We start from the raw sequence: 25,241 nt of genomic DNA, 5'->3' as shown, positions 1-25,241 counted from the left end.
TTATTCGTCCTTTCCGAGAAGCCGTCGCACCTCGTCCTCTTTGGTCTTTTGGAAAATCCATCCCGCTTTCTTCTGCCCGTCATGCGTCAGCCGTGCGTTGAAGCGTCCCCCGAGTGCGTGAAGGGCGTCCTTGACGGGCTTGGTGTCCCCGAATACGGCTATCGCCTTCTCGGAATAGTCCACGATGATAAACCCGCCTTGCACGCTCGTTTCAGTGCGTTCCGCCCGTTTTTCGTCTTTCGGCTCGGGCAGACATATATTCTCCTCGTTTCCTGCGATATATGCCAGCCTGTCGATGTACCCTTCACGGGTGTAGTGGGTCAGTTTGCAGACACTCCACCCGTATTTCGGACTTTTGCCGAGCGTGAAAACGGGATAGCGGTGTTCGTTCTTGGGGTCGTATTCGGAGAGGTGCGCCGTTTGCGGGAAATTGGCCGCCGCCTTTCTCAACTCCCCGAAGCCGTTGCGAGAGGTGGCCGAAAAGCCGAGAATGACGGTACGCACGCTTCGGGTGGTCGAACACTCGTAAGAGGGGTCAGTGTATTCCGTTTCGTTGAGTTCGGCGATGATTACGCCCTGCACCCCTTCGGGCATGATGCGGCGTAACCTCTGCGCTCCTATTTCCGCTATGCGGTCATGCTCGGCTTTCTCTTTGGCGGCGGCGATGGCCTGCGCCGTGGCTTGCTCTTCCGCCTGCCTCACGAGCAAAGCCACCTCGAAAGCGTCCATGAACTCGGGGTTCACGTCGTCGTAGTACCTGCCGATACCGAATGTTTGCGAGAGGGGTCGCAAAATGTCCGTTTGGCTGATTTCCTTTGTTTCGGTATCGACCATGTGGTACACGTAGCCACGGGCGGTGTGTTCCACCTTGTAAACGACGTAACGCTTTCTGCTCGCACCCGCACCGATACCGATGATTACCTGGTTTTCCTTGACTACCTGCACCTGCGTGTCCGTGGTAGTCGCTCCGAATAATGAAATGTACTTTGTCATACCTGTAAAAATTTAGAAGATGTGAGTGAATAGGAAATAGAAAAAGCCGGTTAGAGCCACGAGAGAAACAAGGCAGGAGAAAATGCCCCGCAGGATGTCATAACAGAACGTGAAGCCCAAAACGACCCAAATAAAGTCGATACCCCACACGTGGAAGCCCAAAGTCACCGCCCCGACCTTTACCGCCAACCCGACCTTTGCCTTTATGCCAAGTGGAAGGTTGGAGGATTTCTGTTTCCATTTATTTTTCTCTTCGTTTCTCATAACCTTTGACTTTTTTTTTATGCCGTAGCGGAGCCGGTATGGATGGAATCTGTTTCGGTAGCATCAAAAGGTGTCGGGGATAGCTGCTGCAAGATTTTGTCGGAAAATACGCTCGCCCGCAGGGAAAGAGGAAGATTTTGCGGCAAACCGCCCCGCGGCCCGATCTTGCAGCAGCGTGAGCCCCGTAACTACCTTTGCTACTGACAACAGATTTCCATACCGCGCTCCGCGGCATGAAAAAAAAGAGAGGAAAAGGTTATGGGGGAGAAACGGGGAGAAAACGATATGCCGTGAACGCTCGCGAAAGTCGGTTCACGGCTCACCCTGCATGGAATGATAAATCGCCCGCGAACATTTCCTTTCACGGGCGATTGGCGTATCGGAACGTGCCGATCCCGTATCGGCGGAGGATCGTTTCCGCCGGACGTGGCGCCACTCGCTGCCACTTTTAAGACGGATACGTCCATATACCACTGGCTGATAACAAGATACTGTTCATTTGTGTACTTTTGGGCATCCGGGAAACAAAAAATGAAACAGAACATGGAAATAATAAGTATGGACGTGAAGGCTTTCGACGCGCTGGCAGGGCACGTGGAAGCCATTGAAAGAAAAGCCGAGGCGTTATGCCGCAGGCAAGAGGACGTGAGTTTGAAAAAATGGCTGGACAACCAGGATGTCTGTGACGTGCTGGGTATATCGAAACGTACCCTGCAAACCTACCGGGAGAAAGGGTTGCTGCCTTTCAGCCGCATCCGTCACAAAATCTTCTACAAACCGGAAGATGTCGGGAAACTGCTGCAATCGTCGCACTATCCTAATACCGCCGCGTTATGAGCCATTATTTCATCGACAAGCACGATCCGCGTGTGGCGGATCTCTTCCGGCGCTTGGAAAAGGCCGGCAAGGCACTGGATAAACTGGAATCCTCCGGAGGCCGGACACTCAAGGGAGAGCGGTTCGTCACCGACGAGGAATTGTCCCGGCTGCTGAAAATCAGCAGGCGTACATTGCAGGAATACCGCACGGCGCGGATCATTCCCTATTATTTGATTCAGGGCAAGGTACTATACATGGAATCCGAGATACAGAAATTCCTGGAAGATTCCCGGAAGAAATGTATCGGGGGACAGGAATGGGTATAAAAGAAGAACGGCCAAAACGTTGGCCGTTCTTCTTTTTCAGTTCAATATCGTGTTCATGCCGGGGAGCTGCCAGACGACAGCGGTCGTCGTGGCCCTTCGGACAAGCCACCGTCGGAAGGCTTCGGCATTCCCGGATTTTAAGCGGAAAGCCAGCGCGGCGATCATTTCGAGCGAATACAGCTCGACAATACCGCCGTCACGGTTGCGCTCCCGGCGGTAAACCCTCTCCTCACAGAGTATGCCGCTTTTGAGTATGGAGCGGATGTTGCTCCCCACGGCAGGAACGAAGACTCCGAACAGGTCGGCAATCTGGTGGCGCGTGAGCCATACACGGTTCTCCGGCGCGTGGATTTCCACCCGCCCGTTTTCAATGCTGATAGGTTCTCTTGTCGTCATAGTCATACAAATTTATCAATTTTTGTTATACTGTTCAACCGTTTACCGTTATAATATCTGCCGTTTCCGGTTCGTCCTCCTCGTAGAGATTTATTTTCCGGCCTTTGGTCTGTTCTTTCAGCCGTTTCATGTCCTCGTCCACCTTGCGGTCGGTCACTTTGGCGTAAATCTGCGTGGTGGAAATGCTCTTGTGTCCCATCATGCGGCTGACAGTTTCGATAGGCACACCCAACGAGAGCGTGATATGTGTCCCGAAATTGTGCCTCGCCTTGTGAAAGGTCATGTCGAAGCCGTATGTCCGTCCCAGTTCTCTGGTGAGCTTGATGAGATACCCCCGGCAATAGAGGTTGAAAATCCTGTCGCTTTTACGCTCGTGGCGGTATTTCTCGATGATCTGCAACGGCACGTTCAGCAGGCGGATGGCCGAGGGCGTTTCGGTCTTCTGGCGCCGGATGTGTATCCAGTACGTTCCGTCGTCCGACTGCGTGATGTCTTTTTCGGACAAGCGTTTCAGGTCGGCGTAGGACAACCCCGTGAAGGTAGCGAAGAGAAACCAGTCCCGCACCCGCTGGAGGTTGGGTTTATCGACGGGAGTTTCCATCAGCTTTTTGAGGTCTTCGAGTTTCAAATGGCGGCTCTTGCGCCGGGGCAGTTCCGGGTGCAGCTTCCCGTAAGGGTCGCGCCGGAGTGTACCCTGACTGACAGCCCGCTTGGTCATTTTCTTCAACCGGTAAAGATGCTCGTGTACTGTCTTGGGTTTCATTTCACGATCTGTACGTAGGAATATTTCAAAATCATCGTAGAACTCCCGGTCAAGGCTCCGCAACGCTACATCCTCCTTTTCCTTCCTTTTTTTCACGAAGGAGGCTAAAATATTATAGGAGTTCTCGTAACTTTCATAGGTTTCTTCCTTGCGATCCACGCCGACACGCTTGCGGAACTCCTCGTTATGCTCGCGGAACAAGGCAAGGAGGGTGAACGGTTTCTGCCCGATTCCTTCCACGGCGTTTTTGACCAGCTCGGCCGTCACGAAACCGAGGCTTTTACGAATATGACGGTAATGCCCGGTGATTTTTTCGGTCAGTTTCTCTATTGCCAGGTTTACCGTTCGGGCGTTCTCGCTTCGTCCGTTCGCCCTTTTGGTTTCCGGATTCCAAAGCGATGGATCGACAAACGCGTTGATATTGATCGGGGCCGACTTGGCGTCGATGCTTACCTTGCATAACAATTTACATGTTCCGTCCTTGCGGACTTTCGTGCGGTTGATGTAGAACAGCAGGGAGAACGTGCTGCGACGTTTTATCTCTTTATTATTCGTTTCCATAATCGTTGTGAATTTGATTGTCAATGATAGATTAAATAGCTACGGAGAAGCGGCCGGCAATCTTTTCCTCTAAAGACCGGGTATCCATGTCGATCTTGTCATCGGTCACTTTGGCGTAAATCTGCGTCGTGGAAATGCGGCTATGCCCCAGCATTTTACTGACGGTTTCAAGCGGGACACCATGCGAAAGCGTGATCTCGGTGGCGTAGGTATGGCGTCCGCAGTGAAAGACGAGCTTCCGTTCAATTCCGCAAATGGCGGCAATACGTTTCAGTGTCCGGTTGAGTTCGTTGTTGCTGTACATCGGCAGCAGTTTTCCTTCCGGGGCCATATCCCGGTACTTGTCGAGGATGAGCAACGGTATGTCGAGCAATGGCACTTCATAGTCGATTTTCGTCTTCTTGCGGGCGGTCTTGATCCATACCTCACCGTCCTCGGCCACTTCCAGATCCTCCGTCGTCAGGCGGCACATGTCCCCGTAAGGGATACCCGTGTAGCAGGAGAAGAGGAACAGGTCGCGGATATGGTAGAGTTTCGGGTCGTGCAGGGGTGTGGTCATCAGCCGTTGTAACTCCGCTGCGGTAAGGTATTTCTGTTCCCGCTCGGGATGTTCGGCTTCATAACCCGCGAACGGGTCGGCAGTGATAATCCCTTCCGCGATGGCTTCCCCGACAATCGTGTTCAACCGTGTGACAAGCAACACGATAGTTCCCAGGGCAAAGCGGCGCTCCGTGCGTAGGTAGAGGTCATAGTTGTCGATGAATGAACGGTTCAGGGCCGTGAAAGGAACATCCGACAACTTGTATTTCTCCTGGATGAAAGCGGCCACACAGTTACAAGCATAGCGGTAAGATTGCGCTGTTCCCTTTTCCCGGTTCACGCCGACACGTTTTTCGAAATGTTCGATGAACGTCCGGAAATAACCCAACAGGGTTTCCTGCCCGAAAGCCGTCCCCAACAACAGATTCCTTATTTCTTCAGCCGTTACATTCTCACGGGTGGCTGACAGTTCGTCATAAATGGAAATGGCTGAAGCTCGCAAATCGTCCAGTTGCCGGTTGATTTCCCGCGCGGCGTTACTTTTACCCGTGGCACGTCCGGATGCCCACAGTGCAGCGGGTACGGACATTTTCGCACTAAAAGCCGCTTCTGAAAATTTGCCGACAACAAGTTTCGCCATGACCGGGCAATGTCCCTCGTCATTCATTTCGCTCTTTTTGAGGTAGAACGTAACCGTTACATCCGTCTGTTTCATAACTCTATTTTTTATGTTGCAAAATTACTTGATATAGAGTTATTTACAGTTATGAAAATTATAGCGGAACAAAGAATAAAACCCCGGATGCCGGTAACATAACCTGTATTTCCATGAAAAACGGAAAAAAACGGTTATCTTTACGGGCAAAATATAGGGTTCTTTGCATGGTGAACGGTAAAACCGCAGGTGGTTAAGCGTTATTTTGCCGGATTATCCGGGGCTAAAAAAGGCAACGGATAAGTAGCAAATCTTTCTCTTAACCTTTCATTATCCTGCATTTTAGCGATTTGGAAAGGTATAGAAGAATTTGGCTTAACTCTCCTCAATACCAAACACTTACTTTATTTATCCAAATTTTGCCGTTTTTTTGCGAGTTCTGTATATCTTTGTGCCAAGGAGAAAAAGATATTACTATGACATTTGACGAAGCAGCAACTAAGTGTAAACAGATAGAAGGCTATACAATAGGCTCTATCGTAAAAGATATGAAGATAACTTCATTATTCATCGGTCCAACAGATTGGAACCTGATGTCTGACTATCTTAATGCACAAATTCAGAAAGGGCAGGAGGTTGCTCTAATCATGTTCAAAGAAAAAAGTTTTTCCGTTTATGGTATGTCAGTTGATGAAACAGGAGATGTACCGCGCAGTAGTTTAGTTAATCTTGATGACTTTGATAAGATGATGAGCAATTAATGTATATCACTTAAGTTAAAAAAATACTATCTTTGTTTCGTAACAAAGATTGAGGTAAGGCGATAGTTTTTCCATTTGCTAAACCTTTAAAATCATCCCGATTTGAAACTAATTTGAAAATTTAAAAATATCCGACTGTAAGAAACTGTTTATTAATCCTTTGCAGATTGACCACTAATGACTCTTAATCATTGGGTCGAGGGTTCGAGCCCCTCCCAGGTCACAAAAAACAACAAGTTAATAAACAGCATTTTACAGTTTAATCTGTGAAGTGCTGTTTTTTTATGCCTCATTTTTGATGGAAAAATTGCTAAAAACAGTCTGACGTGCAAAGCTCATATGTACGTTTTCACACAAAGGATTTGAAACTAATTTGAAACTGGAGGTTGTATGGCAAATTTGAAACTGGTCATTAGAAAAGGTCAAACAAAAGAGAGTGGAGAATGTGTAATTTACATTCAAATTACTCATAGAGGTAGTGAGGAGTGGATATCTACTGGTATCTTTAATTCTGCTATCGATGAATATAATTCCAATCCTGCTGATCTGGTAATAACGAATTATACCTTTTTTATAATATGAAGATAGAACCGGAAGCGGAGGCTATCGGAAAATACGAAGGGTAAAAATATCTTTTGTGGTTCGCTGATTACTGCCTTGATGAAAGGACCTGAGTTATACTCCTCATACTCGTAGATCGGAATTTCAGTATGCCAATTCAGAAGCATTTAATAAGATGTTTAATCAACAGCTTCGAAAGATAGCTGACTTATTAGACATCGAAACGGACGGAAATCTTACGACCTATTTTAGTCACCACTCGTTCGCCTCTCTTATGCGAGATATAGGTATAAGCAAAGATGATATAGGACACCGGGAGCCAGAACATAATCTTATTACCACGGGTATATATATCAGTGAGGATTATCGGAAAGCTGATATTGCTAACTGACTTTTTATTGATGAGCTAAATAAGGAAGAGGAGAGGTGTGAAAATAAAATAGCTGTATAGGAGGGGGATTGATATTCAGACTTCTGTTTGTGTTAGGAAGTACAGCCGAGGAATGATAACTCCGGCCTATGTATTACTTTTTGAGATTTGTATAACCATGAAGATTTAGTTGAATGTTCCTAAAGAATTTTTATTCTTTAATTCTTCTGTACATTTTATTCGGATGTCTGGAACAAATATGTTCCATTTTGCTTTGTGAGTGGTACAGGGACCAGCTGATTTCTATTATCATGGAGTATTTATTACCTTTCTTTTTAACGGAACGAACTTTAACCATGTGCAACTTCTCCATAGCCATTCAAGTGGCCCGAAATAATATCGTTTGATCCACCTGTTGCTGAATAATACCTGGAAAGCGAAAATTACCAATCCTATCAAACAAGATTGCAAGTAACTTAATTGCACAGCCAGATTAAAACCATATCCGTAAAAAAGAGGAACGCATATTAGTCCTTCCATCACATAATTCGTGACACTCATTCGTCCGAAAGGTGCAATTTTTTCCATCCAATTTTGATTCTTAGTTGTATGATAAAGAAGCATGAAGGCTGAGATATACATCATGCCCATGCTTAAATTTGCATAGGCGCTGAATAATATATCGCCGTAAATAAGCTCCATCCCGTTTATATTTATAAATGGAAGTACAAGTAATACAACCTTAAATATTACAGAGCAAACAATACTGCATGGCAGTGTCTTGCGGCTATACAGTATTATTTTTTTCTCGTCTTTGTATACACCAGAACGTCCTATAAGCATTCCAAGAATAAACAGACCCATCATTTGTGGATAACGAGCTTCTCCGAAACTCCAATAAAATGTGACAAATACTGTTTTGAGTAATATCTTGGATGTTTCCGGATTGAGTGACGATAGTCATGATCTAAAAAAATGTGTGGGTTATATATTGGGTTTTAAAGACTATGGTCTGGAGGGAGAACAAAAAGTACATGATGCAAAAATGAAAGCTACTTTTAAAGGTCATGATATATATCATGTTAGTAGAGGATATATAGCTAAAGATCATACTTATACACTCTTTTTTTAATTTAAGGGATCTAATGACCATCTTAAGATTCTAATGGTAGATAAGCATAAATATACTATTAATAAGGTGTATACATATGAGATATTATGAAAGAGTGATTCGACTTTACCTGATGAAATTTCTACGACAATGACTACTACGTATTAGCTTTATTTATAATTCATACAGAAAAAAGAACGTCCGGTGTAGCGCTGCTCCTGACGTTCAATTTTATCAGTCTTCGATATACAAGGTCTTTAATTATGGCATACAGAGTGGATAGCCCAATGTACGAAGTGGCCGGCCGTTTTAGATGGTTACCATTTCTTTGATTAGGAAAATACAGCTTAACCTGTGAGAGTAGGGCTATTTTGTTTCTATATGTGTATATTAGTATTAATTTAGACTTAGTTCTGTTCGAACTAATAATAAAATCTACGAATATAGGGAGTACAAAAATAATTCTATATTTCAATTAAAAAGCTTCATTCTGTTTTATTAATAAATTGTTTATCAACTAAATATCATATTTCTGAAATATATTATTTTACTTTATGTTTTGATTTATATATATTGGCGGTTGATTTTAAATTTTTCTTTTAGATTATTCCTTCTCTGATTGGAAAAACAATAATTAACGTATTAGATAATCTATAATACTATGATTTTTAAATCGTTCCTAAAATACGTGTTTATAGGCTATGTGTCTTGATAATCAATATTTACATATTAGTTCGAACAGAACTAAGTTGATTATTGTATAACAAAATTATTAAACAGTGTTTTTTATGAGACCAATGGAAAAAGACCAAGAGGCTAAGATAGCCTATGAAAAACCCTTTATTGAGGTAGTGGAAATGGAAATAGAAGGAGCTATCCTTGATGGTAGTACTCCTGATTTTGGTGATGGAGGAACGTGGTAAAAATTAAATGGCATTTGATAATCATGAAAAAAATATTATTTCTATTGGTAACAACTGCTTTTTTTCTATCAGGTTGTAGTAAGGATGAGATTAAGAAAGAGAATGGCAATGGAGAGGAGCAAATACATGTTGCAGCAATACTTTCTCAAGGGGAAGTAACAAAAGTCGATATTGAACCGAATGATAATAGTGCAGATGTTTTTTGGACATCTGATGATGCCATACATGCTTTTGGTATCAATCAACGTGGAGCTAAAGCAAAATTAGGAACTCTTACAACTTCTATTACAGAAAAATCAAAATCGGCAAAGTTTGAAGGGACTGTGACGAAGTCCTCTGACGACAACTATTATGTGCTTTATAATGGGACAAACTATGCTTATGGTACAGGTGAGGCTGTTTCTTTGGATTTGACGACTCAAACAGGAGGTATAATTTCTAACGAATATTCTTATCTGTTTCCATACACTTATATGGTAGGCAAAGAAGCCGGACATTTAGATGATGAAGATAATATGACTTTTAAAATGGAGCATCTTTGTGCTTTGTTACAGTTTAATCTGACGTTAAAGAATGCTAAGGCGGGAGTTACTCTCGGAAATATAGAAGTGTCAGGAAGTAATCTTTACAATAAGAAAAATTTGAATGTGTATACTAAAGAACTTTCTGATATAAGTTCGGCAGGAAATAAATTGACACTTTCTTATATGACAGGACCGGTACTTAGTACAACCACTACTATCGTAGCTATGGCTTCTTTTCCTGCTATGAATAGTGATATGAATGTAAGAATATACCTTTATGACAATGGTTCAGAGAAATATATAGATGTGCCTACGTCCAATGCAACTTTTGAAGCGGGAAAACGTTATACGAAAACGTTAGAATTGGACCTCTCAAAAGCTGTGCTTACTGCTAAAAAACCGGATATAATAGATTATGAGGCTAAAACGCTCCAAATTATGTCACGTGAAGAATTAGTTTGGGTGGCTTTGGTAACCAACCTTGGGAATAAAACGTATTCCGATGGGTATAATTATAATGGTTTTTCCAATTGGACTTTGACTCAAGGAGTTGATTTGGATTTGAAGTGTGATGCTGAAAATCAATGGACTCCTATAGGAAAATCATCATCTTTAGGTTTTAAAGGTTCATATAATGGAAATGGATATAAAGTGGAAAATATTTATATAAACTTGACAAGTGATAATCCTGGACTATTTGGATTTGCTTATGGAAGTACATCAAATCCAGCTGTAATTAAAAATGTAATTTTAGATTCAGGAGAGATTACAGGAAACGGAGGATGTGCCGGTATAGTTAGTTATGGACTATGGACTTATATTATTGGATGCGTGAACAAGGCAAATATTACCTGTAATAGCTCTGACGTAGGTGGAATAATTTATAGAGGTACTAATGTATATTGTATTGCTTGTGAGAATTATGGAGAAATAAAGCATAATAGCTCAGGTAATACAGGGGGTATTATGGGGACGAGTGAAAAGATTATAGCTTGCATCAATCACGGAACAATTGATAGTCAGGGGGATCATGGTGGAATGGCAGGGATGTTGTCTTCTGACAAAAATTACATAAAAGGTTGCTTGAATGAAGGTGAAATAAAAGCTGGTGATAATAGCTCTTATGTAGGAGGGTTAGTTGGGGATATGTTATATTATGATATAGAAAAAACGGAAGACTTGTATTTTGTGGGTAATGCAGACTTGTTTGTTGCGGGTTCAGATAATAAAGGTCAAGGTTGGAATACCAAAGGCCCAAGCCTTATCTCCGATTTGAACAGTGATGAAACGATTGCTTCACTTAATGCAATTATTGAAGAATGGAATACAAATAACCCGGATTATGCAAGCCCTTATAAGTTTGCATCCGGAGGTGATGATAATACGATACCAAAACTTGTTCCGATAGAATAAGTTCACCTTATACCAGAACCTATTTTCATTTAAACACAATAATACCTCTTGGCTAGAGAATAGTCGAGGGGTATTTTTGTATTTGTGAATATCTATTCTTGCATCCGGAACCGGACTATCTGGATGTCACGGGATGTATATTGATTTCTTTTCTAATTTTTTGTTGTAAGCCGGTAATTCGTGATAATGAAGGATGAATTTTAGAATTAGTTGATATTCGATAAACTCCGGATCTTTATTGCCTGTGTCATACCAATATACTTTTAATTGTCCGATACCTCTTTTTTTCATAACTTCTTTATAAAAGATATCTCTCCGTATACCTTCTTGTTTTCCATAGATACGTCTTTTTAGACCTCCATATCGAGGGTGTGGCTCTCCATTTATTATTTCACCGGAACATCCTATATAAATAGGAACTTCTTTGTGCTCCTGCTCCATGGTATAAATGTAGACGCCACAACTATTATCAGGAGCATTACATATTTTCCGGAGTGAATCATTAAGGGTAAAAGTAAAGTTACCACTACTATTTTTAAATTCATTTAGGATATCGCTGAATAGTTCGTCTATTATATTTTTTTCCATTGTAGTATTGTTTTCGTTATTAGAATGATGTATCACGTTTTATCCATGCAAAGCAATAGCTCTTTGTAAAAGTAATGAATTTTATCCCTTTTTGTTTTTTACTGGAGATTTTCTTTTAAATTTGTGTCTACTTCATTTTTTTGTGTTTATGAATATATGAGACAAGAGGAAAGAGACTTTGACCAATGGTATGAGACCTATGTAAATGACATGTTTTCATATGGAATGGCTTTTGGCATCGATAAAGACATTCTGATGGATGCCATACACGATGTCTTTCTTCATCTCTATGAGGGAGGGGATAAGTTGAATATTACCACCAATGTCAAATTTTATCTCCTGTGTAGCCTGAAAAACCGGATTATCTCTTTGAAACGAAAGGAAATACCCTATAAGAATCTGGAAGAGACAAGCGAATATGACTTTTTAATTAAGGTGGAGACATTGGATTTGCTGGAGGACGAGGAAGAGCGGCAGGAATGTTCTAAGCAGATTGAATATCTAATGAGTTTGCTTACCGGTAAGCAACGGGAAGTGATTTATCTGCATTATATGCAGGATTTGAGTTATGAAGAAATTGCCCGGATACTTCAAATTACGACAAAGAGTGTGCGGAAATTGACTTACCGGGCTATCGAACGGATGCAGGAAGAGAAATTACTGCTTATGTTCATATGGCTGGTTGTCCTGATGAAACCTTAAGTGTTTGTAAAAGTGTTGCTTATTAATATTTATTTAGGTTGTGCATAGGGACAAATTTAAAATATTTGCGTCTTTATTTAAATATCTATAGGAAGGAGATGGCTCAATACAATTGTAAGAAAACGGAAAAAGAATTAATCCATGAAGATTTGTTTATTTTATGGTGCCTGTGTCCGACAGAAGAGTCGGATGCTTATTGGAATGGCTATTTGGATGCTTTTCCGGAAGAAAAGTTGACAGTACGGCATGCGAAGGATGTTGTTTGTTCTGCCCGGATGAACCGGTACAGCTTATCTCCCGATGAAAAAGAATCTCTTAAATTACGTATTAAGCAAAATGCGGTTAAGCATAAGCAAGCCAAGCGCCGGTATTTATTTTGGCAATATGCCGCCGCTTGCGTTGTTTTGCTTTGTTCTATTGGTATTGGATGGCATGTACAAAAAGGGAGAAGCCTTGATACGGCAAATTCTTTCATTGCCCAGCATATGTGCATAGATAGCACGCAGACTGAAATAACATTGCAATTAACAACAAAGAAGAAGGTCCGGGTCATAGACAAAACTCCTATCAGTGTAAACAAAAAAGGTAAAATAGAGATTTCAGAGAAGAATATAGCTGCTATTGAAGATGAGCAGGAAGAAGAGATTTCTTTAAACCAGCTGACGGTGCCCAAAGGTCGCCAGTCGTCTATTCTTTTAGCTGATGGAACTAAAGTATGGGTCAATTCAGGCACAGTACTTCGCTTCCCCGACCGCTTTGACGGTGATGACCGTACAATCCATGTGAACGGCGAGATTTATCTGGAAGTAAAAAAGGATTCTTCCCATCCTTTCTATGTGGAGACGTCACGGATGAAGGTGAAAGTATTGGGAACTTCATTTAATGTTACAGCCTATAATGATGACCCGCAGCAAGCAGTGATCCTGAAAGAGGGGAGTGTATCTGTAGATAACTGTTCGGGAGAGGAAAAACGGATCAAGCCCAATGAGATGTTAGTGCTGGATAAAGAGCAGATGTCGGTTTCCCATGTAGATATTTATGATTATATCTCCTGGAAAGATGGATTCTTGCAATTTAATCAGAAGGAATTGAAAGATATTCTTAGCCGCCTGTCCCATTATTATTATCTCCGGTTTGCCTGTTCGTCCGATATCGAGAATTTGAAATGTACCGGAAAACTTATTTTATTTGAAAATGTGGAACAGGTATTGCAAACTTTGCAAAAGAGCTTGCCAATCACCTATGAGATAAAAGGGAATGTTATCGAATTGAAGCGTAGTATCTCCTGAACTATCTTTCTAATTCTTCTCAAAAAGTACCGTTTAATAGGTTCAGGTTGCCTTTTCGATATTTCATAATGTTCCGTTTTTGTGCTGTTTTTTGACACTTTGATTGAATAAAGCCTTTTGTTTTGACTCAGCATGTATGTATAAAAGTCATTTTAGGAGGAAATTTACTCTTTTTTAGTGCTAAAAATAGGGTTTTGTGTACTATCCGGAACCTATTTTCATCTATTCCGGGCCAATTTCCAGTTATTTTGCCAACAAATTCCAGCAGTCTGTGCACTCAAATACAACTATCCGCGCGGATAAAACATGTATGTTTTGACTTTAAAGCATATATGTTTTGAAATCGAATCATATATGTTTTGTTTTTGATGCCCTTAAGTGAAGACACGGTTCTGGAATGATACTAATACCAGACTGGATTCAGATGTCAAATAGATTGTTGTCTACTAATAAACGTAACAATATGATTAGATGATAATGACGCGGAAAACGCGGATTAATGAGCAAATAGTATGTATTAACCCGCGTTTTTCGCGTATAATAAATAAACCGTCTCTTTATTCAATTAGTAAGCATTATACTATTTACGTCAACAAACAGACAAAGCTAAACCCTGTGAGATTCGCATATTTACAACTGATACCGGATGTAGCTCCATACAGGTAACGTAGGAATAGCTGTTTTTGTCTTTTTGTCAGAATGACAAAAGGGCTGTCCGGCAGAAATGTATCAATTATGGTTCGAAAACAGTTCGAAAAGCAATTTTGTCTGCGTCTTTTTGTTTTTCGATCGTTAATACCGAGTTTGTACTACCGTTAGAACATGTGAATTCCATCGTTAAATCACCTTTTAAAACAGGTTCGTAAAGTTTATCGATTTCTTGAGGCGATATGTTTTTTAATGATGGGTCTGCCATCATTTTGGCTAAAATTGCCTCTTGTTGAGTTGTCTCAACTGCTCCTTCTTTCCAAAAACCAGAAAAGCTTAGGCTATAGCTTTCAGCTATAGGTAATGTGGATGCTTTTACCCGGTTACGGATAGGCCTCAAATTATCGGCAATCAAACTTTCAAGGCCTTTAGATAATTTATCATTGGAAAAGACATAGTAAGTGAAGATTTGATTCTTGTTTGCGTCTTCGGATATTAAAAAGTAGACATCACTTCGTCCTTCTAATTTCTGGATGCCGGGTGCATTCCGTTTGGTATCGTTGAGGTTGTCGCCCCAAAAAGAAGTTTTGAAATCACAATTGACAACATCGAATTCTATTGTAGCTTCTTTATTTTCGAAACCTCCGTCACCCAGTGATGAAACGGTGCAGGCAAGTATGTAGTGTCCTGCACTTGATGGCGTATAGTCTTTTAATATAGCCTTTCCATCCTCTAATTGAACTGGTTCTGAAGATATGCCACTCGGATATTTCCATCTTACTTCATAAGATTTGACATTTTCACCCAGGGATATGGGACAAGTCAGGGTAACAGGTTGTCCGGCGCCAACTTTGGTCCTGTCCATTGTAATTTGTCCGGGTTCGGCAGGTGTCAGTTTGGGAGTCTGGTCCTTTTCGCATGACGCGAATAATGCTGTTGCAATTAAAAATGAGAATATAAACAAATTTCTTTTCATAATTGTGTAATTTGATATTTGTTGCAAAAATATCTATATAGCAAGTATATAAAGGGCTATTTTGTCACAATTTGAGGATAAAACATCACAACTAAACTTAGCCGTTCACAGGAAGATCTGTTTATTTTATGCTATAAACTATTGATTATTATTATGATCTTGTTATTTTTGATGGATATTTGTTTGTGTCTGTTAGTTTAATGTTGATTATTGTATTTTTGTGTTCTGGAAATGACTTGATAAAAGATGAAGATGCGAGTATTATGTGTATTTTTTTGTTTTTTGCTGTTCTCTTACTATGGTAAGTCTGAGGTTCAAGACAGTTTGGATATAATATTTATCCGTTCGTTAGCGAATACAGATCCTCAAAATGCACAGCGGTTGTTGGATAGTGTGTGGGGTAAAAAGGATATACCCGATTATCAATTGTATTGGGTGCAGGCGGATATTTATAAACATACTTCACAATATATGCTTTCTATAAAATATGAGAATTTGCTTTTGGCGGAAGACTCCGTACAAAACAACTATTCTTATTTTATAAATGCGACAAGAAATCTTTGTGATGATTATCTGGCTATCGACGAATACGGGAAAGCAATAGAATGTGCCGGTTTACAATTGGATAAGATTAAAGAATTGAATTTGGATGACCGGGTGAAACGGTGGCCTTATTGGACGATAGGTAAGGCATATATTGCTTTAGGTGATAAAAAGCAGGGATACCATTTTGCAAATGAGGCGATCAGCCTTTTTATAAAAGTGGCAGATGATATGTCAGGGCCTCCTTTGCGTAGGACAAGAGCTTTATATGAATTGTCGGAATGCTATAATGAATTGACCTTAGATTATTGTGAAGATAAGAGTTATGAAAAGGCTTACCAAACAGCGTTAATGCATTTGGATGTGATAAATAATTTTTCGGATGCCGATAAAAAGCTAATGCCTCCTCGTGTACTGGAAATGCAACAGTGCCATTGTTATGGTAACCTTGCTTATGTTCTAAGTAAAATGAAACAATATGATGAGGCAGGAAAGTATTTTAAGATTCTTGAGTCGAATCCTTGTTTTGACAGTGTAACCGGAAGGGAATTGGCTGTCAGATATTATCAGGCATTGGGAAATAACGAGGATATAATCAGGTTGTTGGAGAGAAACTATCAGTTTTATGAAAGTCTGGGAGATATTACGTCTCCATTTGTTGAAACTTGCCGTCAGTTGGCAGAAGCTTATCTGAATCTTCATAAATATAAAGAAGCTGTTTCTTTTTATCAGAAGACATCGGTATTATCCGATACCCTTTATGAACGGGACAGGAGGAGTAAGGCTTTAGAGATGGCTACCTTATATAATATGCAAGAAAAAGAATCACAGATAGAGCGGCAGAAAGTCCGGATACACCAAGGGGATATGATTATCTCTTCGGCTGTTGTGACTGTGGTTTTGTGCCTGGTTATTATTATTTTGATTATTGGAGTGGTTATTCAGGAAAGACGGCGTAACAAGAAGATGTATACACAGATGAATGAGTATCTGAAATTGAAAGATAAAGCTCAGGAACGTATACAGCAATTGGAAGATCTGATACGTTCCCAAAATGAAGAATTGAAACTGGATGGAAATGGAGCGGACAATTTATTCGAACAGTTTGTCAGGCTACTGAAGGAAGAGCATCTGCTTCAAGACCCATCGCTTACACGGGATTATGTAGTGAAGAGACTCTTTACAAACAAGAATAAGTTTATTGCAGTTTTACAGGCTCATACAGGCATGAATTTTACCAATTATATAAACAGCCTGCGTTTGGAAATGGTGGTAAAACAAATCTCCGAAGAGGTGGATTGTGATATGCATGTTGTTGCTTCCACTTGTGGTTTTGGTTCTTATCGTACAATGTCCCGTTTATTTAGTGCCCGTTATGGTATGTCTCCCGTACAATATGCCAAATTGAATAAGGAATATAAGGAACAAGGTGACGGATTGAAGGAAGAAGAATAAATGGGGGAAATTTTATAAAAACAAATCCTTCTCTGAATCTATAATATAGAGGCAGAGAAGGATTTGTTTTTTATCTGGAAAATATCTTATACTGGTATTTTATCAATTCTCCGTTGATGGCGTCCGCCTTCAAATGGAGTGTTCAGGAATGTTTCTACCGAACGGGTTGCTTCTTCCCGGCTGATAAATCGACCGGGCATAACAATAATGTTTGCATTGTTATGTTCGCGGGCCAAACGTGCTATTTCTTCTTCCCAGCACAAAGCGGCCCGTATGCCCTGATGTTTGTTCAATGTCATGGCGATTCCATTGCCTGTTCCGCAGATAGCTATCCCGGGATATACTTCTCCGGCTTCAACGGCTACAGCAAGGGGATGGGCAAAGTCCGGATAATCGCAACTATCCATAGAATTTGTACCGAAATCTTTATAAGCTAATCCTTTAGAATCGAGTAGTTGTTTTACATATTCTTTGAGTTCGTACCCAGCGTGGTCACAACATAAACCTATTGTCTTCATATCTATTTTTTATAGAAGAGGGAGACTCTCACGAGACTCCCTTTCCGTTATTTTTTTATCCTAATAATTCTTTTACTTGTTTATATACATTCTGTCCGGTGAAACCAAGCTTTTCGTCCAGTACCTTATAAGGAGCGGAGAAACCAAACGATTCCAATCCCCAGATTTTACCGTTTGCACCAACCAAACCTTCCAGGTTAACCGGTAAGCCCGCAGTCAATCCGAATATCTTACTGCCGGTAGGAATTACCGATTCCTGATATTCTTTGCTCTGGCTACGGAACAAGCCTTCTGAAGGAACGGATACGATACGTACTTTAACGCCATCGGCACGAAGCAATGCGGCACCTTCTTCCAAGGTCGATACTTCCGAACCCGAAGCAACCATAACTACATCCGGATTTTCGTCGCTTTCTACAATGTATGCTCCTTTTTCTGCCTGTAAAGCATCTTCATACCGATTGCCCTTAGAAGGCAAATCGTTAATGTTTTGACGGGAGAAAATCAAGCCGGTAGGAGTGGAGGTGTTTTCCATTGCCATCTTCCAGGCAACAGTTGCTTCGCATACGTCGGCAGGACGAAGTACCAACATTGAGTTATGTCCCTTATGGTTTTTCAGTTTCTCCATCAGGCGGATTTGTGCTTCCTGTTCAACTGGTTCGTGTGTCGGCCCGTCTTCTCCCACACGGAATGCATCGTGCGACCAGATAAACTTAACCGGCAATTCCATTAATGCAGCCATACGTATTGCAGGCTTCATATAATCGGAGAATACGAAGAATGTTCCGCAAGCTACGATAACGCCGCCATGCAGCGCCATACCGATACATACGCAAGCCATTGTCAATTCGGCTACACCAGCCTGGAAGAAAGCACCGCTGAAGTCTCCTTTTACAAAAGAATGGGTTTTCTTCAGGAAACCATCTGTCTTATCCGAGTTGGATAAGTCGGCGGATGCACAAATCATATTGCCGACCTGAGTAGCCAATATACCTAAAACGGTGGCCGAAGCGGTGCGGGTTGCCTGATTCGGCTTCTGTTCGATTGCTTTCCAGTCGATGGCTGGAACTTCACCTGAGAACCATTTCTCCATTTTAGCAGCCAATTCCGGATTTGCTTTTGCCCACTCTGCTTTTGCAGCATAGCGTTCGGCAACGATTGCTTCCAGCTCTTTGGCACGTTTAGCATATAACTCTGCAACTTCAGGGAATATCTGGAATGGGTCTTCAGGGTTTCCCCCTAAATTCTTGATAGTTTCGGAAATAGAAACACCGGCAGCGGAGAGAGGTTGTCCGTGAGTGGATACCTTATTTTCATAGCTGCTCTTGTCTTCTCCTAAAGCTCCTTTACCCATAATTGTATTACCGATAATAAGGGTAGGACGGGAAGTCTCGGCTTTTGCTTCTGTTAATGCTTTACGGATTTCTGTTACGTCATTACCGTTTATTGTAATAACTTTCCAACCCCAAGCTTCATATTTCATGGCAACATTTTCTGCTGTCACTTCTTCTACGGTCGTAGACAACTGTATGTTGTTTGCATCATAGAACATGATAAGGTTGTCAAGTCCTAATGTACCTGCAATGCGTCCGGCGCCCTGTGAAATTTCTTCCTGGATGCCTCCGTCGGAAATATATGCGTAAATTGTTTGATTCATGACATCACCCAGACGCGCTTTCAGGAACTTGGCAGCTATAGCAGCACCTACTGCATAGGTATGACCTTGTCCCAGAGGGCCGGATGTATTTTCGATACCGCGTTGTACGTTTACTTCAGGATGTCCCGGAGTAACACTTCCCCACTGGCGGAATTGTTTCAATTCATCAATTGTGAATTTGCCTGTAAGGGCAAGTACTGAATAAAGCATTGGAGACATATGGCCCGGATCCTGGAAATAACGGTCTCTGCTTTCCCAGGTAGGATTTTTAGGATCGTATACCATAAACTCTGAAAACAAGACGTTTACAAAGTCTGCTCCACCCATTGCTCCACCTGGGTGACCGGATTTAGCTTTTTCGACCATAGAGGCAGACAAAATACGGATGTTGTCTGCTGCTTTGTTCATTAATTTAATATCGTTCATTTTGATGAGTTTTTATTTTTTATGCAAATATAGTCAATCTCTTTGTATAGACCATCATATCTGTGTAACAATTCATTTTCGGTAAAGTTCTTCTACTGTAAGATCTTTCTCATAAAGAGAGACAAACGATAAAAAATAAAGCCGAAACTTATGTTCCGGCTTTATTCTTATAATGAGAAGTAAAATCCTCGTTCTAACAGGCTGTCATATTTTTCTTTATGAAAAGTATAATAAAAAGCGCCTCTCTTTGAACTCTTTTTGTCTTTTTCATCTAATTTTTCAAGAATATCCATAGAATTTAATTTCTTCCGGAAATTTCTTTTATCCAGCGGAGTCTGATAAATTGCTTCGTACAAACTCTGAAGTTGGGGGAGGGTAAACTTCTCCGGAAGCAGATTGAACCCTACCGGGCACGACATGGCTTTTCCGCGCAAACGTGTCAATGTATCGGCTATCATCTGCTTATGATCGAATATCAATGTAGGAAGATCACTTAATTTTACCCAAATGGCATTGTGCTCTTTAAGTATATCCTCATTGAAATCGTTCATGTTTACCAATGAATAATAGGCTACGGAGATAACCCGCTCTCCAAGATCACGGGCAACTTCCCCATAAGCTCCTACCTGCTCCATATAAAGGTGGTCAATACCGGAGCATTCTGTGAGTACACGCAAAGCTGCATCGTCCACACTTTCTCCGGTTTTGACAAAGCCTCCTATTAATGACCATTCTCCTTTTAGTGGTTCCATATTGCGTTTGTAAAGTAGTATATTAAGTTCACCTTGGTTGAAACCTAATATGATACAGTCTACAGCAACATAAAATTTGTCTTCCTCTTGATAAAAGGCGGTAGTCATAACTTTTAATGGATTATTAGATGAATTTATTATTAGGCTAATTTACGTGCACCGTCGCTGATTACTACATCGTACAGTTTCGGTTCGTGACCAAATTTAGCAGTATATGATTCAAATGCCTTTTTCACAAATGCATCATACTTGTCTTCCTTAACGAGGTTGATTGTACAACCGCCGAAGCCACCACCCATAACACGTGAGCCTGTTACTCCACATTCTTTAGCTATGTCGTTCAGGAAATCCAGTTCTTCACAGCTTACTTCATACAGTTTGCTCATGCCATGATGTGTTTCATACATCTTTTGGCCAACAGTTTCATAATCGCCTTTTTCCAATGCTTCGCAAACATCGAGTACACGCTGGATTTCTTCGATTACGTATTCTGCACGCATATAATCTTCTGCACTGACATCAGCTTTCACTTCATTCAACATCTCCATGGTTGCATCACGTAAGAATTCAACTTCCGGATGATTGCGACGGATAGCGGCAACTACGTTTTCACAAGACTGACGGCGTTTATTATAAGCGGAGGATGCCAATTCGTGTTTTACTACAGAATCCAACAACACTAACTTATAACCAACCGGGTTGAACGGGAAATATTTGTATTCCAAAGAACGGCAGTCCAAACGGATTAAGCTGCCTGCTTTACCGAAAACAGAAGCGAACTGGTCCATGATACCGCAGTTTACGCCACAGTAGTTGTGTTCAGTTGATTGTCCTATTTTAGCTAATTCGAATTTGTCGATATTTAAAGAAAACAAATCATTCAATGCAAAAGCGTAAGTGCTTTCCAATGCGGCTGAAGAAGACATACCGGCACCCAGAGGAACATCTCCGGCAAAAACCGTATCAAATCCTTGGATTTTTCCTCCGCGTTTGATGATTTCACGGCATACACCGAAAATATATCTTGCCCAGCTTGCTTCCGGTGCATCATTTTCTGTCAGACCGAATTCAGCATAATCGTTCAAGTCTATGGAGAATGCGCGTACTTTACCAGTACCGTTCGGTTTAATTTCAGCAATCATGCCTTTATCAATAGCACCCGGGAAAACGAAACCTCCGTTATAGTCGGTATGTTCGCCAATCAGGTTGATACGTCCGGGAGATGCATATACACTGCCTTCTACATTAAATAACTCTTGGAATTTATTTCTGATTTTCTGTCTCATGATAATTCTGATATAAAGTTCTTTATCTAATTTATTCTACAGGAATATCTTTGTTTACGTTTTTGCTTCCTACTAAAGCATAATACAATAAGTATGCCAGACCGAACAGGATAACAAAGTAGCTATACTGGAAGCCTGCAACGTCGGCAACAACACCCTGAACCAACGGCAGGATACCACCACCACAAACCATTACCATGAAGAAACCTGAAGCTGCTTCTGTGTATTTACCCAAACCTTCAACAGCCAGGTTGAAAATACCACCCCACATGATAGAAGTACAAAGACCGCAAAGTGCCAGGAACATAATACCGATAGGTACTTCAACCATACCAAATGATAAAGAAGACAAGAATACAGGCATACTGACTTTCGTTTCGATAGGAGCAAAGATTGCGATAGCAATAAAGAACAAGCCTACGCAAGAAGCCAGTGTTAACATGGATTTACTGGAGAATTTAGCGCCCAGAGAAGCGCCGCACAAACGTCCGATCATCATCAGGAACCAATACGTACCAACAAGACTACCTGCTGTTGTTGTATCGATATTCAGTTCGGGACTGGTTGCGAACAAGTTCATGAAGTTAGGAATACCTACTTCAACACCTACATAAATAAAGATGGCGATTGTGCCCAGGATGAAGTGACGGAAAGAGAAAGCACTGTGTTTGTCAGGTCCTGCAGTTTGTGCATGTTTCTGTTTTTCCATGTGTGGTTCAGGAATATCCATCAGGAACAATACAACGAATACAACGGCGAAGATACCCATAGCAAGGAATAAAGCCGGGCTTGCATCGTTGATTGTTGCTCTGGCAGCATCCCCCATCAGGTAACCTACCAATACCGGAACAATAGTAGCACCGATTGAGTTAACGGAGCCTGCAACCTGAATTAACTGGTTACCTTTGTTGCCACCACCACCTAAAGTGTTCAGCATCGGGTTTACTACAGTGTTTAACATACACATAGAGAAACCGGATACGAATGCGCCTGTCAGATATACGGCGTAGCTACCTGCCAGACCGGATAAATAGGAGATACCTACTCCGACAAATCCGACTGTAATTGCTAAAAGTGCAGTTTTCTTATACCCGATTTTCTGCAATAACATACCTGCGGGTATACCCATGAAGGCATAAGCGATAAAGTTGGCTGCGTTACCTAATTGAGACATAAGGTTACTCGCTGCAAACTGATTTTTTACAATAATACCAAATGGATTTTGTAGGCCTGTTACGAACGAAATCATGAAGAACAGGGCAACCATCATAATGATTGGTAATGTGTAATTCTTTTGACTGGTAGAATTCATCTGCTTAGTGTGTTTTAGATTATTAATATTTAATTATATTTTCAGCTTATTCCGTAGCAAATTTATAGATTGTTTTACTTTGGAATACTTCACCCGGACGCAATACGGTAGTTGGATATTCTGGTTTGTTCGGACTATCCGGATAGTGTTGTGTTTCCAGGCAAAGAGCGGCACGTGCTGGATAGCGTTGTCCGTTTTTTCCTTCGAAGTCACCTGTCATCCAATTACCGGTGTACAATTGAACACCTGGCTGTGTGGTATAAACATCCATCACAATTCCTGTTTTAGGAGATACGCAACGGGCACAGAATGACAGTTCGTTTTCTTCTTTTTTATTTAATATGTATGTGTGGTCATATCCTTTCCCAAAATTCAATGCTTCGAAATCTTCGTCGATACGTGCTCCTACTTCATAGGGAGTACGGAAGTCCATTGGCGTTCCTTCTACCTTTTCTTTAGGGCCATAAGGTATTGCGGTTTCATCTGTAGGTAGATAATAGTCGGCGTTGATTGTTAGCAAGTGGTCTCCGATCGAAGGGTCGCCAGCTCCGGATAAGTTGAAGTAGGAGTGGTTCGTCAGGTTTAATACAGTCGGTTTGTCGGTAACTGCATTATACATAATAACCACCTCATTATCGTCTGAAAAGTGATAAGTGACGGTGGTTTCTAACTGTCCGGGAAAACCTTCTTCTCCATCGGCAGAGGTATATTTTAATTCAACAGTCTGTTCGTCTATTTGTTTTAAGTCCCAAACAACGGCATTGAATCCTTTTAATCCTCCATGAAGGCTGTTCGGGCCGTTATTAATGGCGAGTTTATCATAAACCGTACCATCTAAAACAAATTTTCCTTTAGCGATACGATTCCCATAACGGCCACAAATGGCTCCGAAATATGGTTCTTCGGAAACTAAATATTCTTCAATTGAATTATGTCCGGTTACTACGTCGGTTAACTTTCCGGACCGATCCGGTACCATAAGCGATACAATTTTTGCACCGTAGTTGGTAATAGTAAGTTCTGCACCCCTCTTGTTTGTCAGGATACATAACATTGTCATTTTGCTGTCTATCTGCTTGTTAAAAGCGTCTATTTGTAAACCAGACAGCGTCACTTTGTTCTTCATGTAAATTATAGTTTCAAAAATTGTGTGTAAAATTACTCTCTTCTTTGTATTCATGGGCTACTTTAGGGATGTTTTATAGCATAAAGTTGTTTTTTGTTTTAAAAAAAGAAAGAATTTGTGAGTGTGAAAAATCGGATATGATAAGGATATATAAGAAGCTATTTTGTACTGATGTTTTTCCCGATTCATAGTTATGCTTTTCTGAAATCATAATTATGAATCGGGAAAAGCATAACTATGAATGTTCTAGGGTTACATATGTGTTTAATATAAAGGTCGAGAGTGAGAAATGATGATGATTTTGAATCGATGAAAAAAATAAATTGAGAAAAAACGAGGAAATATTTGGAGATTAAAAATAAAAGCGTACCTTTGCACCGCAATCAGAAATAATGAGGGTTGCAAAAACGGGGTGTAGCGCAGTCCGGTTAGCGCACCTGCTTTGGGAGCAGGGGGTCCCAGGTTCGAATCCTGGTACCCCGACAAAATAAAGCGTTGATAGTCAATTTGATTATCGACGCTTTATTTGTTTTTGTTTAATTTGATTCTGAGCCACATCGAAGGGGCTCATACCGGATCACCCCGAAAAGTTGTGGGGTAAAAAAAAGATAGTAGTTTTGCTTTATGGAAACAGGCTACGAACTATTATTACCCGAAGGTCTACTGACCTATTTTGATGTAACCCATGCCGAGCGCACATCTACAGCCATATTAATCTATTTAGATGAAAAGGATTTATCAGAAATGGAGCGTAAAGATAAACATCTTCAGTCTAAAGGTTTTTATCCCCCCACCTCCATTCATGACTTCCCACTTCGAGGTAAAAGTTTAATCCTTCATGTGCGTCGGCGTCGTTGGGTGGATATGGATACAGGTAATCCTTTTATGCGTGATTGGGAAGTAGTATCAAAAGGCACCCGCTTAACAGAGGAGTTTGCCTCTTTTTTAAAAGGAACACCTGGATAATACCCCTGTTAATTGTA

24 protein-coding genes and 2 tRNA genes are annotated in these 25,241 nt (G+C 41.1%); 12 read left to right on the top strand and 14 right to left on the bottom strand.

Annotated features, from left to right (window positions below):
- The gene (locus ACGE0T_RS10450; RefSeq protein ID WP_004295433.1) at nt 1–993 is read right to left on the bottom strand and encodes a hypothetical protein; all 993 of its coding nucleotides are present in this window, start codon (nt 991–993) and stop codon (nt 1–3) included.
- A 12-nt stretch (nt 994–1,005) separates the two neighbouring features.
- The gene (locus tag ACGE0T_RS10445; protein ID WP_017141503.1) at nt 1,006–1,257 is read right to left on the bottom strand and encodes a hypothetical protein; all 252 of its coding nucleotides are present in this window, start codon (nt 1,255–1,257) and stop codon (nt 1,006–1,008) included.
- Nucleotides 1,258–1,800: 543 nt separating this feature from the next.
- Here ACGE0T_RS10445 and ACGE0T_RS10440 point away from each other — a divergent pair.
- Nucleotides 1,801–2,094: a helix-turn-helix domain-containing protein gene (locus ACGE0T_RS10440; protein WP_004319131.1), complete on the top strand. Its 294-nt coding sequence runs from the start codon at nt 1,801–1,803 to the stop codon at nt 2,092–2,094.
- On the top strand, nt 2,091–2,402 hold the full coding sequence (locus ACGE0T_RS10435) for a helix-turn-helix domain-containing protein (RefSeq protein ID WP_004295430.1): 312 nt from the start codon (nt 2,091–2,093) through the stop codon (nt 2,400–2,402). Before ACGE0T_RS10440 ends, ACGE0T_RS10435 begins: the two co-directional genes overlap by 4 nt.
- 36 nt (nt 2,403–2,438) lie before the next feature.
- Here ACGE0T_RS10435 and ACGE0T_RS10430 read toward each other — a convergent pair whose 3' ends face one another.
- From ACGE0T_RS10430 to ACGE0T_RS10420, 3 genes are read right to left on the bottom strand one after another with little or no spacing between them, the layout of a single operon-like run.
- Complete coding sequence (locus ACGE0T_RS10430) at nt 2,439–2,804, bottom strand: hypothetical protein (RefSeq protein WP_004289443.1); 366 nt, start codon at nt 2,802–2,804, stop codon at nt 2,439–2,441.
- 28 nt (nt 2,805–2,832) lie between these two features.
- Nucleotides 2,833–4,122 carry a site-specific integrase gene (locus ACGE0T_RS10425; RefSeq protein ID WP_004295428.1) on the bottom strand — a complete coding sequence of 430 codons (1,290 nt, stop codon included), beginning with the start codon at nt 4,120–4,122 and terminating at the stop codon, nt 2,833–2,835.
- A gap of 31 nt (nt 4,123–4,153) precedes the next feature.
- Complete coding sequence (locus ACGE0T_RS10420; RefSeq protein ID WP_004303751.1) at nt 4,154–5,377, bottom strand: site-specific integrase; 1,224 nt, start codon at nt 5,375–5,377, stop codon at nt 4,154–4,156.
- Between the two features lie 416 nt (nt 5,378–5,793).
- Here ACGE0T_RS10420 and ACGE0T_RS10415 point away from each other — a divergent pair, with 416 nt between their 5' ends.
- The 3 genes from ACGE0T_RS10415 to ACGE0T_RS10405 all read left to right on the top strand — a co-directional run bounded on the left by ACGE0T_RS10415 (nt 5,794) and on the right by ACGE0T_RS10405 (nt 6,660).
- A complete protein-coding gene (locus ACGE0T_RS10415; RefSeq protein WP_459190387.1) occupies nt 5,794–6,078 on the top strand; it encodes a hypothetical protein in 285 nt (94 codons plus the stop codon).
- A gap of 133 nt (nt 6,079–6,211) precedes the next feature.
- Nucleotides 6,212–6,301 (top strand) — tRNA-Lys (locus ACGE0T_RS10410).
- Between the two features lie 167 nt (nt 6,302–6,468).
- Complete coding sequence (locus ACGE0T_RS10405) at nt 6,469–6,660, top strand: hypothetical protein (protein ID WP_459190386.1); 192 nt, start codon at nt 6,469–6,471, stop codon at nt 6,658–6,660.
- A gap of 658 nt (nt 6,661–7,318) precedes the next feature.
- On the opposite strand, the gene ACGE0T_RS10400 is transcribed toward ACGE0T_RS10405, so the two are convergent.
- On the bottom strand, nt 7,319–7,852 hold the full coding sequence (locus tag ACGE0T_RS10400; RefSeq protein WP_459190456.1) for a DUF418 domain-containing protein: 534 nt from the start codon (nt 7,850–7,852) through the stop codon (nt 7,319–7,321).
- 1,056 nt (nt 7,853–8,908) lie between these two features.
- Between ACGE0T_RS10400 and ACGE0T_RS10395 the strand changes: the two genes are divergently transcribed.
- Nucleotides 8,909–9,043, top strand: a complete 135-nt coding sequence (locus ACGE0T_RS10395; RefSeq protein ID WP_459190385.1) for a hypothetical protein — start codon at nt 8,909–8,911, stop codon at nt 9,041–9,043.
- A 23-nt stretch (nt 9,044–9,066) separates the two neighbouring features.
- Nucleotides 9,067–10,980 (top strand): fimbrillin family protein, encoded by a 1,914-nt coding sequence (locus ACGE0T_RS10390; protein ID WP_459190384.1) that lies wholly within the window; start codon nt 9,067–9,069, stop codon nt 10,978–10,980.
- Between the two features lie 126 nt (nt 10,981–11,106).
- Here the strand turns inward: ACGE0T_RS10390 and ACGE0T_RS10385 are convergent, their stop codons facing one another.
- Nucleotides 11,107–11,568 (bottom strand): hypothetical protein, encoded by a 462-nt coding sequence (locus ACGE0T_RS10385; protein WP_459190383.1) that lies wholly within the window; start codon nt 11,566–11,568, stop codon nt 11,107–11,109.
- A 156-nt stretch (nt 11,569–11,724) separates the two neighbouring features.
- Here ACGE0T_RS10385 and ACGE0T_RS10380 point away from each other — a divergent pair, with 156 nt between their 5' ends.
- Both ACGE0T_RS10380 and ACGE0T_RS10375 read left to right on the top strand, forming a co-directional pair.
- Nucleotides 11,725–12,270 (top strand): RNA polymerase sigma factor, encoded by a 546-nt coding sequence (locus ACGE0T_RS10380; RefSeq protein ID WP_459190382.1) that lies wholly within the window; start codon nt 11,725–11,727, stop codon nt 12,268–12,270.
- 98 nt (nt 12,271–12,368) lie between these two features.
- Nucleotides 12,369–13,559, top strand: coding sequence for a FecR family protein (locus tag ACGE0T_RS10375; protein ID WP_459190381.1), 1,191 nt, complete (start codon nt 12,369–12,371; stop codon nt 13,557–13,559).
- A 733-nt stretch (nt 13,560–14,292) separates the two neighbouring features.
- Here ACGE0T_RS10375 and ACGE0T_RS10370 read toward each other — a convergent pair.
- A complete protein-coding gene (locus tag ACGE0T_RS10370) occupies nt 14,293–15,183 on the bottom strand; it encodes a hypothetical protein (protein WP_459190380.1) in 891 nt (296 codons plus the stop codon).
- Between the two features lie 252 nt (nt 15,184–15,435).
- Here ACGE0T_RS10370 and ACGE0T_RS10365 point away from each other — a divergent pair, with 252 nt between their 5' ends.
- Nucleotides 15,436–17,181 carry a helix-turn-helix domain-containing protein gene (locus ACGE0T_RS10365; protein ID WP_459190379.1) on the top strand — a complete coding sequence of 582 codons (1,746 nt, stop codon included), beginning with the start codon at nt 15,436–15,438 and terminating at the stop codon, nt 17,179–17,181.
- An 86-nt stretch (nt 17,182–17,267) separates the two neighbouring features.
- On the opposite strand, the gene rpiB is transcribed toward ACGE0T_RS10365, so the two are convergent.
- The 6 genes from rpiB to ACGE0T_RS10335 all read right to left on the bottom strand — a co-directional run bounded on the left by rpiB (nt 17,268) and on the right by ACGE0T_RS10335 (nt 24,258).
- On the bottom strand, nt 17,268–17,699 hold the full coding sequence (rpiB, locus tag ACGE0T_RS10360; protein WP_459190378.1) for a ribose 5-phosphate isomerase B: 432 nt from the start codon (nt 17,697–17,699) through the stop codon (nt 17,268–17,270).
- A gap of 55 nt (nt 17,700–17,754) precedes the next feature.
- The gene (locus ACGE0T_RS10355; RefSeq protein WP_459190377.1) at nt 17,755–19,782 is read right to left on the bottom strand and encodes a transketolase family protein; all 2,028 of its coding nucleotides are present in this window, start codon (nt 19,780–19,782) and stop codon (nt 17,755–17,757) included.
- A gap of 167 nt (nt 19,783–19,949) precedes the next feature.
- Nucleotides 19,950–20,642, bottom strand: coding sequence for an NUDIX hydrolase (locus tag ACGE0T_RS10350; protein WP_459190376.1), 693 nt, complete (start codon nt 20,640–20,642; stop codon nt 19,950–19,952).
- A 32-nt stretch (nt 20,643–20,674) separates the two neighbouring features.
- Entirely contained in the window at nt 20,675–21,820 is a 1,146-nt protein-coding gene (gene galK, locus ACGE0T_RS10345) for a galactokinase (protein ID WP_459190375.1), read from the bottom strand.
- A gap of 31 nt (nt 21,821–21,851) precedes the next feature.
- Nucleotides 21,852–23,132 carry an MFS transporter gene (locus ACGE0T_RS10340; protein ID WP_459190374.1) on the bottom strand — a complete coding sequence of 427 codons (1,281 nt, stop codon included), beginning with the start codon at nt 23,130–23,132 and terminating at the stop codon, nt 21,852–21,854.
- Nucleotides 23,133–23,178: 46 nt separating this feature from the next.
- Complete coding sequence (locus ACGE0T_RS10335) at nt 23,179–24,258, bottom strand: aldose epimerase family protein (protein WP_459190373.1); 1,080 nt, start codon at nt 24,256–24,258, stop codon at nt 23,179–23,181.
- Between the two features lie 408 nt (nt 24,259–24,666).
- Here ACGE0T_RS10335 and ACGE0T_RS10330 point away from each other — a divergent pair.
- Nucleotides 24,667–24,741, top strand: a tRNA-Pro gene (locus ACGE0T_RS10330).
- 141 nt (nt 24,742–24,882) lie between these two features.
- The gene (locus ACGE0T_RS10325) at nt 24,883–25,224 is read left to right on the top strand and encodes an ISAon1 family transposase N-terminal region protein (RefSeq protein WP_459186777.1); all 342 of its coding nucleotides are present in this window, start codon (nt 24,883–24,885) and stop codon (nt 25,222–25,224) included.
- The last annotated feature ends 17 nt before the right edge of the window (nt 25,225–25,241 follow it).

The organism is Parabacteroides sp. APC149_11_2_Y6 (assembly GCF_054506995.1).
This window is presented reverse-complemented; position numbering and strand designations above follow the sequence as displayed.

Excerpts from the sequence above, each read along its gene's own strand:
- ACGE0T_RS10430 (WP_004289443.1), bottom strand. The coding sequence starts at position 2,804 with ATGACTATGACGACAAGAGAACCTATCAGCATTGAAAACGGGCGGGTG.
- ACGE0T_RS10375 (WP_459190381.1), top strand. The coding sequence starts at position 12,369 with ATGGCTCAATACAATTGTAAGAAAACGGAAAAAGAATTAATCCATGAA.
- ACGE0T_RS10445 (WP_017141503.1), bottom strand. The coding sequence starts at position 1,257 with ATGAGAAACGAAGAGAAAAATAAATGGAAACAGAAATCCTCCAACCTT.
- rpiB (WP_459190378.1), bottom strand. The coding sequence starts at position 17,699 with ATGAAGACAATAGGTTTATGTTGTGACCACGCTGGGTACGAACTCAAA.
- ACGE0T_RS10385 (WP_459190383.1), bottom strand. The coding sequence starts at position 11,568 with ATGGAAAAAAATATAATAGACGAACTATTCAGCGATATCCTAAATGAA.
- ACGE0T_RS10440 (WP_004319131.1), top strand. The coding sequence starts at position 1,801 with ATGGAAATAATAAGTATGGACGTGAAGGCTTTCGACGCGCTGGCAGGG.
- ACGE0T_RS10350 (WP_459190376.1), bottom strand. The coding sequence starts at position 20,642 with ATGACTACCGCCTTTTATCAAGAGGAAGACAAATTTTATGTTGCTGTA.
- ACGE0T_RS10340 (WP_459190374.1), bottom strand. The coding sequence starts at position 23,132 with ATGAATTCTACCAGTCAAAAGAATTACACATTACCAATCATTATGATG.
- ACGE0T_RS10390 (WP_459190384.1), top strand. The coding sequence starts at position 9,067 with ATGAAAAAAATATTATTTCTATTGGTAACAACTGCTTTTTTTCTATCA.
- ACGE0T_RS10335 (WP_459190373.1), bottom strand. The coding sequence starts at position 24,258 with ATGAAGAACAAAGTGACGCTGTCTGGTTTACAAATAGACGCTTTTAAC.
- ACGE0T_RS10415 (WP_459190387.1), top strand. The coding sequence starts at position 5,794 with ATGACATTTGACGAAGCAGCAACTAAGTGTAAACAGATAGAAGGCTAT.
- ACGE0T_RS10425 (WP_004295428.1), bottom strand. The coding sequence starts at position 4,122 with ATGGAAACGAATAATAAAGAGATAAAACGTCGCAGCACGTTCTCCCTG.
- ACGE0T_RS10420 (WP_004303751.1), bottom strand. The coding sequence starts at position 5,377 with ATGAAACAGACGGATGTAACGGTTACGTTCTACCTCAAAAAGAGCGAA.
- ACGE0T_RS10365 (WP_459190379.1), top strand. The coding sequence starts at position 15,436 with ATGCGAGTATTATGTGTATTTTTTTGTTTTTTGCTGTTCTCTTACTAT.
- ACGE0T_RS10325 (WP_459186777.1), top strand. The coding sequence starts at position 24,883 with ATGGAAACAGGCTACGAACTATTATTACCCGAAGGTCTACTGACCTAT.
- ACGE0T_RS10400 (WP_459190456.1), bottom strand. The coding sequence starts at position 7,852 with ATGCTTATAGGACGTTCTGGTGTATACAAAGACGAGAAAAAAATAATA.
- ACGE0T_RS10450 (WP_004295433.1), bottom strand. The coding sequence starts at position 993 with ATGACAAAGTACATTTCATTATTCGGAGCGACTACCACGGACACGCAG.
- ACGE0T_RS10355 (WP_459190377.1), bottom strand. The coding sequence starts at position 19,782 with ATGAACGATATTAAATTAATGAACAAAGCAGCAGACAACATCCGTATT.
- ACGE0T_RS10370 (WP_459190380.1), bottom strand. The coding sequence starts at position 15,183 with ATGAAAAGAAATTTGTTTATATTCTCATTTTTAATTGCAACAGCATTA.
- galK (WP_459190375.1), bottom strand. The coding sequence starts at position 21,820 with ATGAGACAGAAAATCAGAAATAAATTCCAAGAGTTATTTAATGTAGAA.
- ACGE0T_RS10395 (WP_459190385.1), top strand. The coding sequence starts at position 8,909 with ATGAGACCAATGGAAAAAGACCAAGAGGCTAAGATAGCCTATGAAAAA.
- ACGE0T_RS10380 (WP_459190382.1), top strand. The coding sequence starts at position 11,725 with ATGAGACAAGAGGAAAGAGACTTTGACCAATGGTATGAGACCTATGTA.
- ACGE0T_RS10405 (WP_459190386.1), top strand. The coding sequence starts at position 6,469 with ATGGCAAATTTGAAACTGGTCATTAGAAAAGGTCAAACAAAAGAGAGT.
- ACGE0T_RS10435 (WP_004295430.1), top strand. The coding sequence starts at position 2,091 with ATGAGCCATTATTTCATCGACAAGCACGATCCGCGTGTGGCGGATCTC.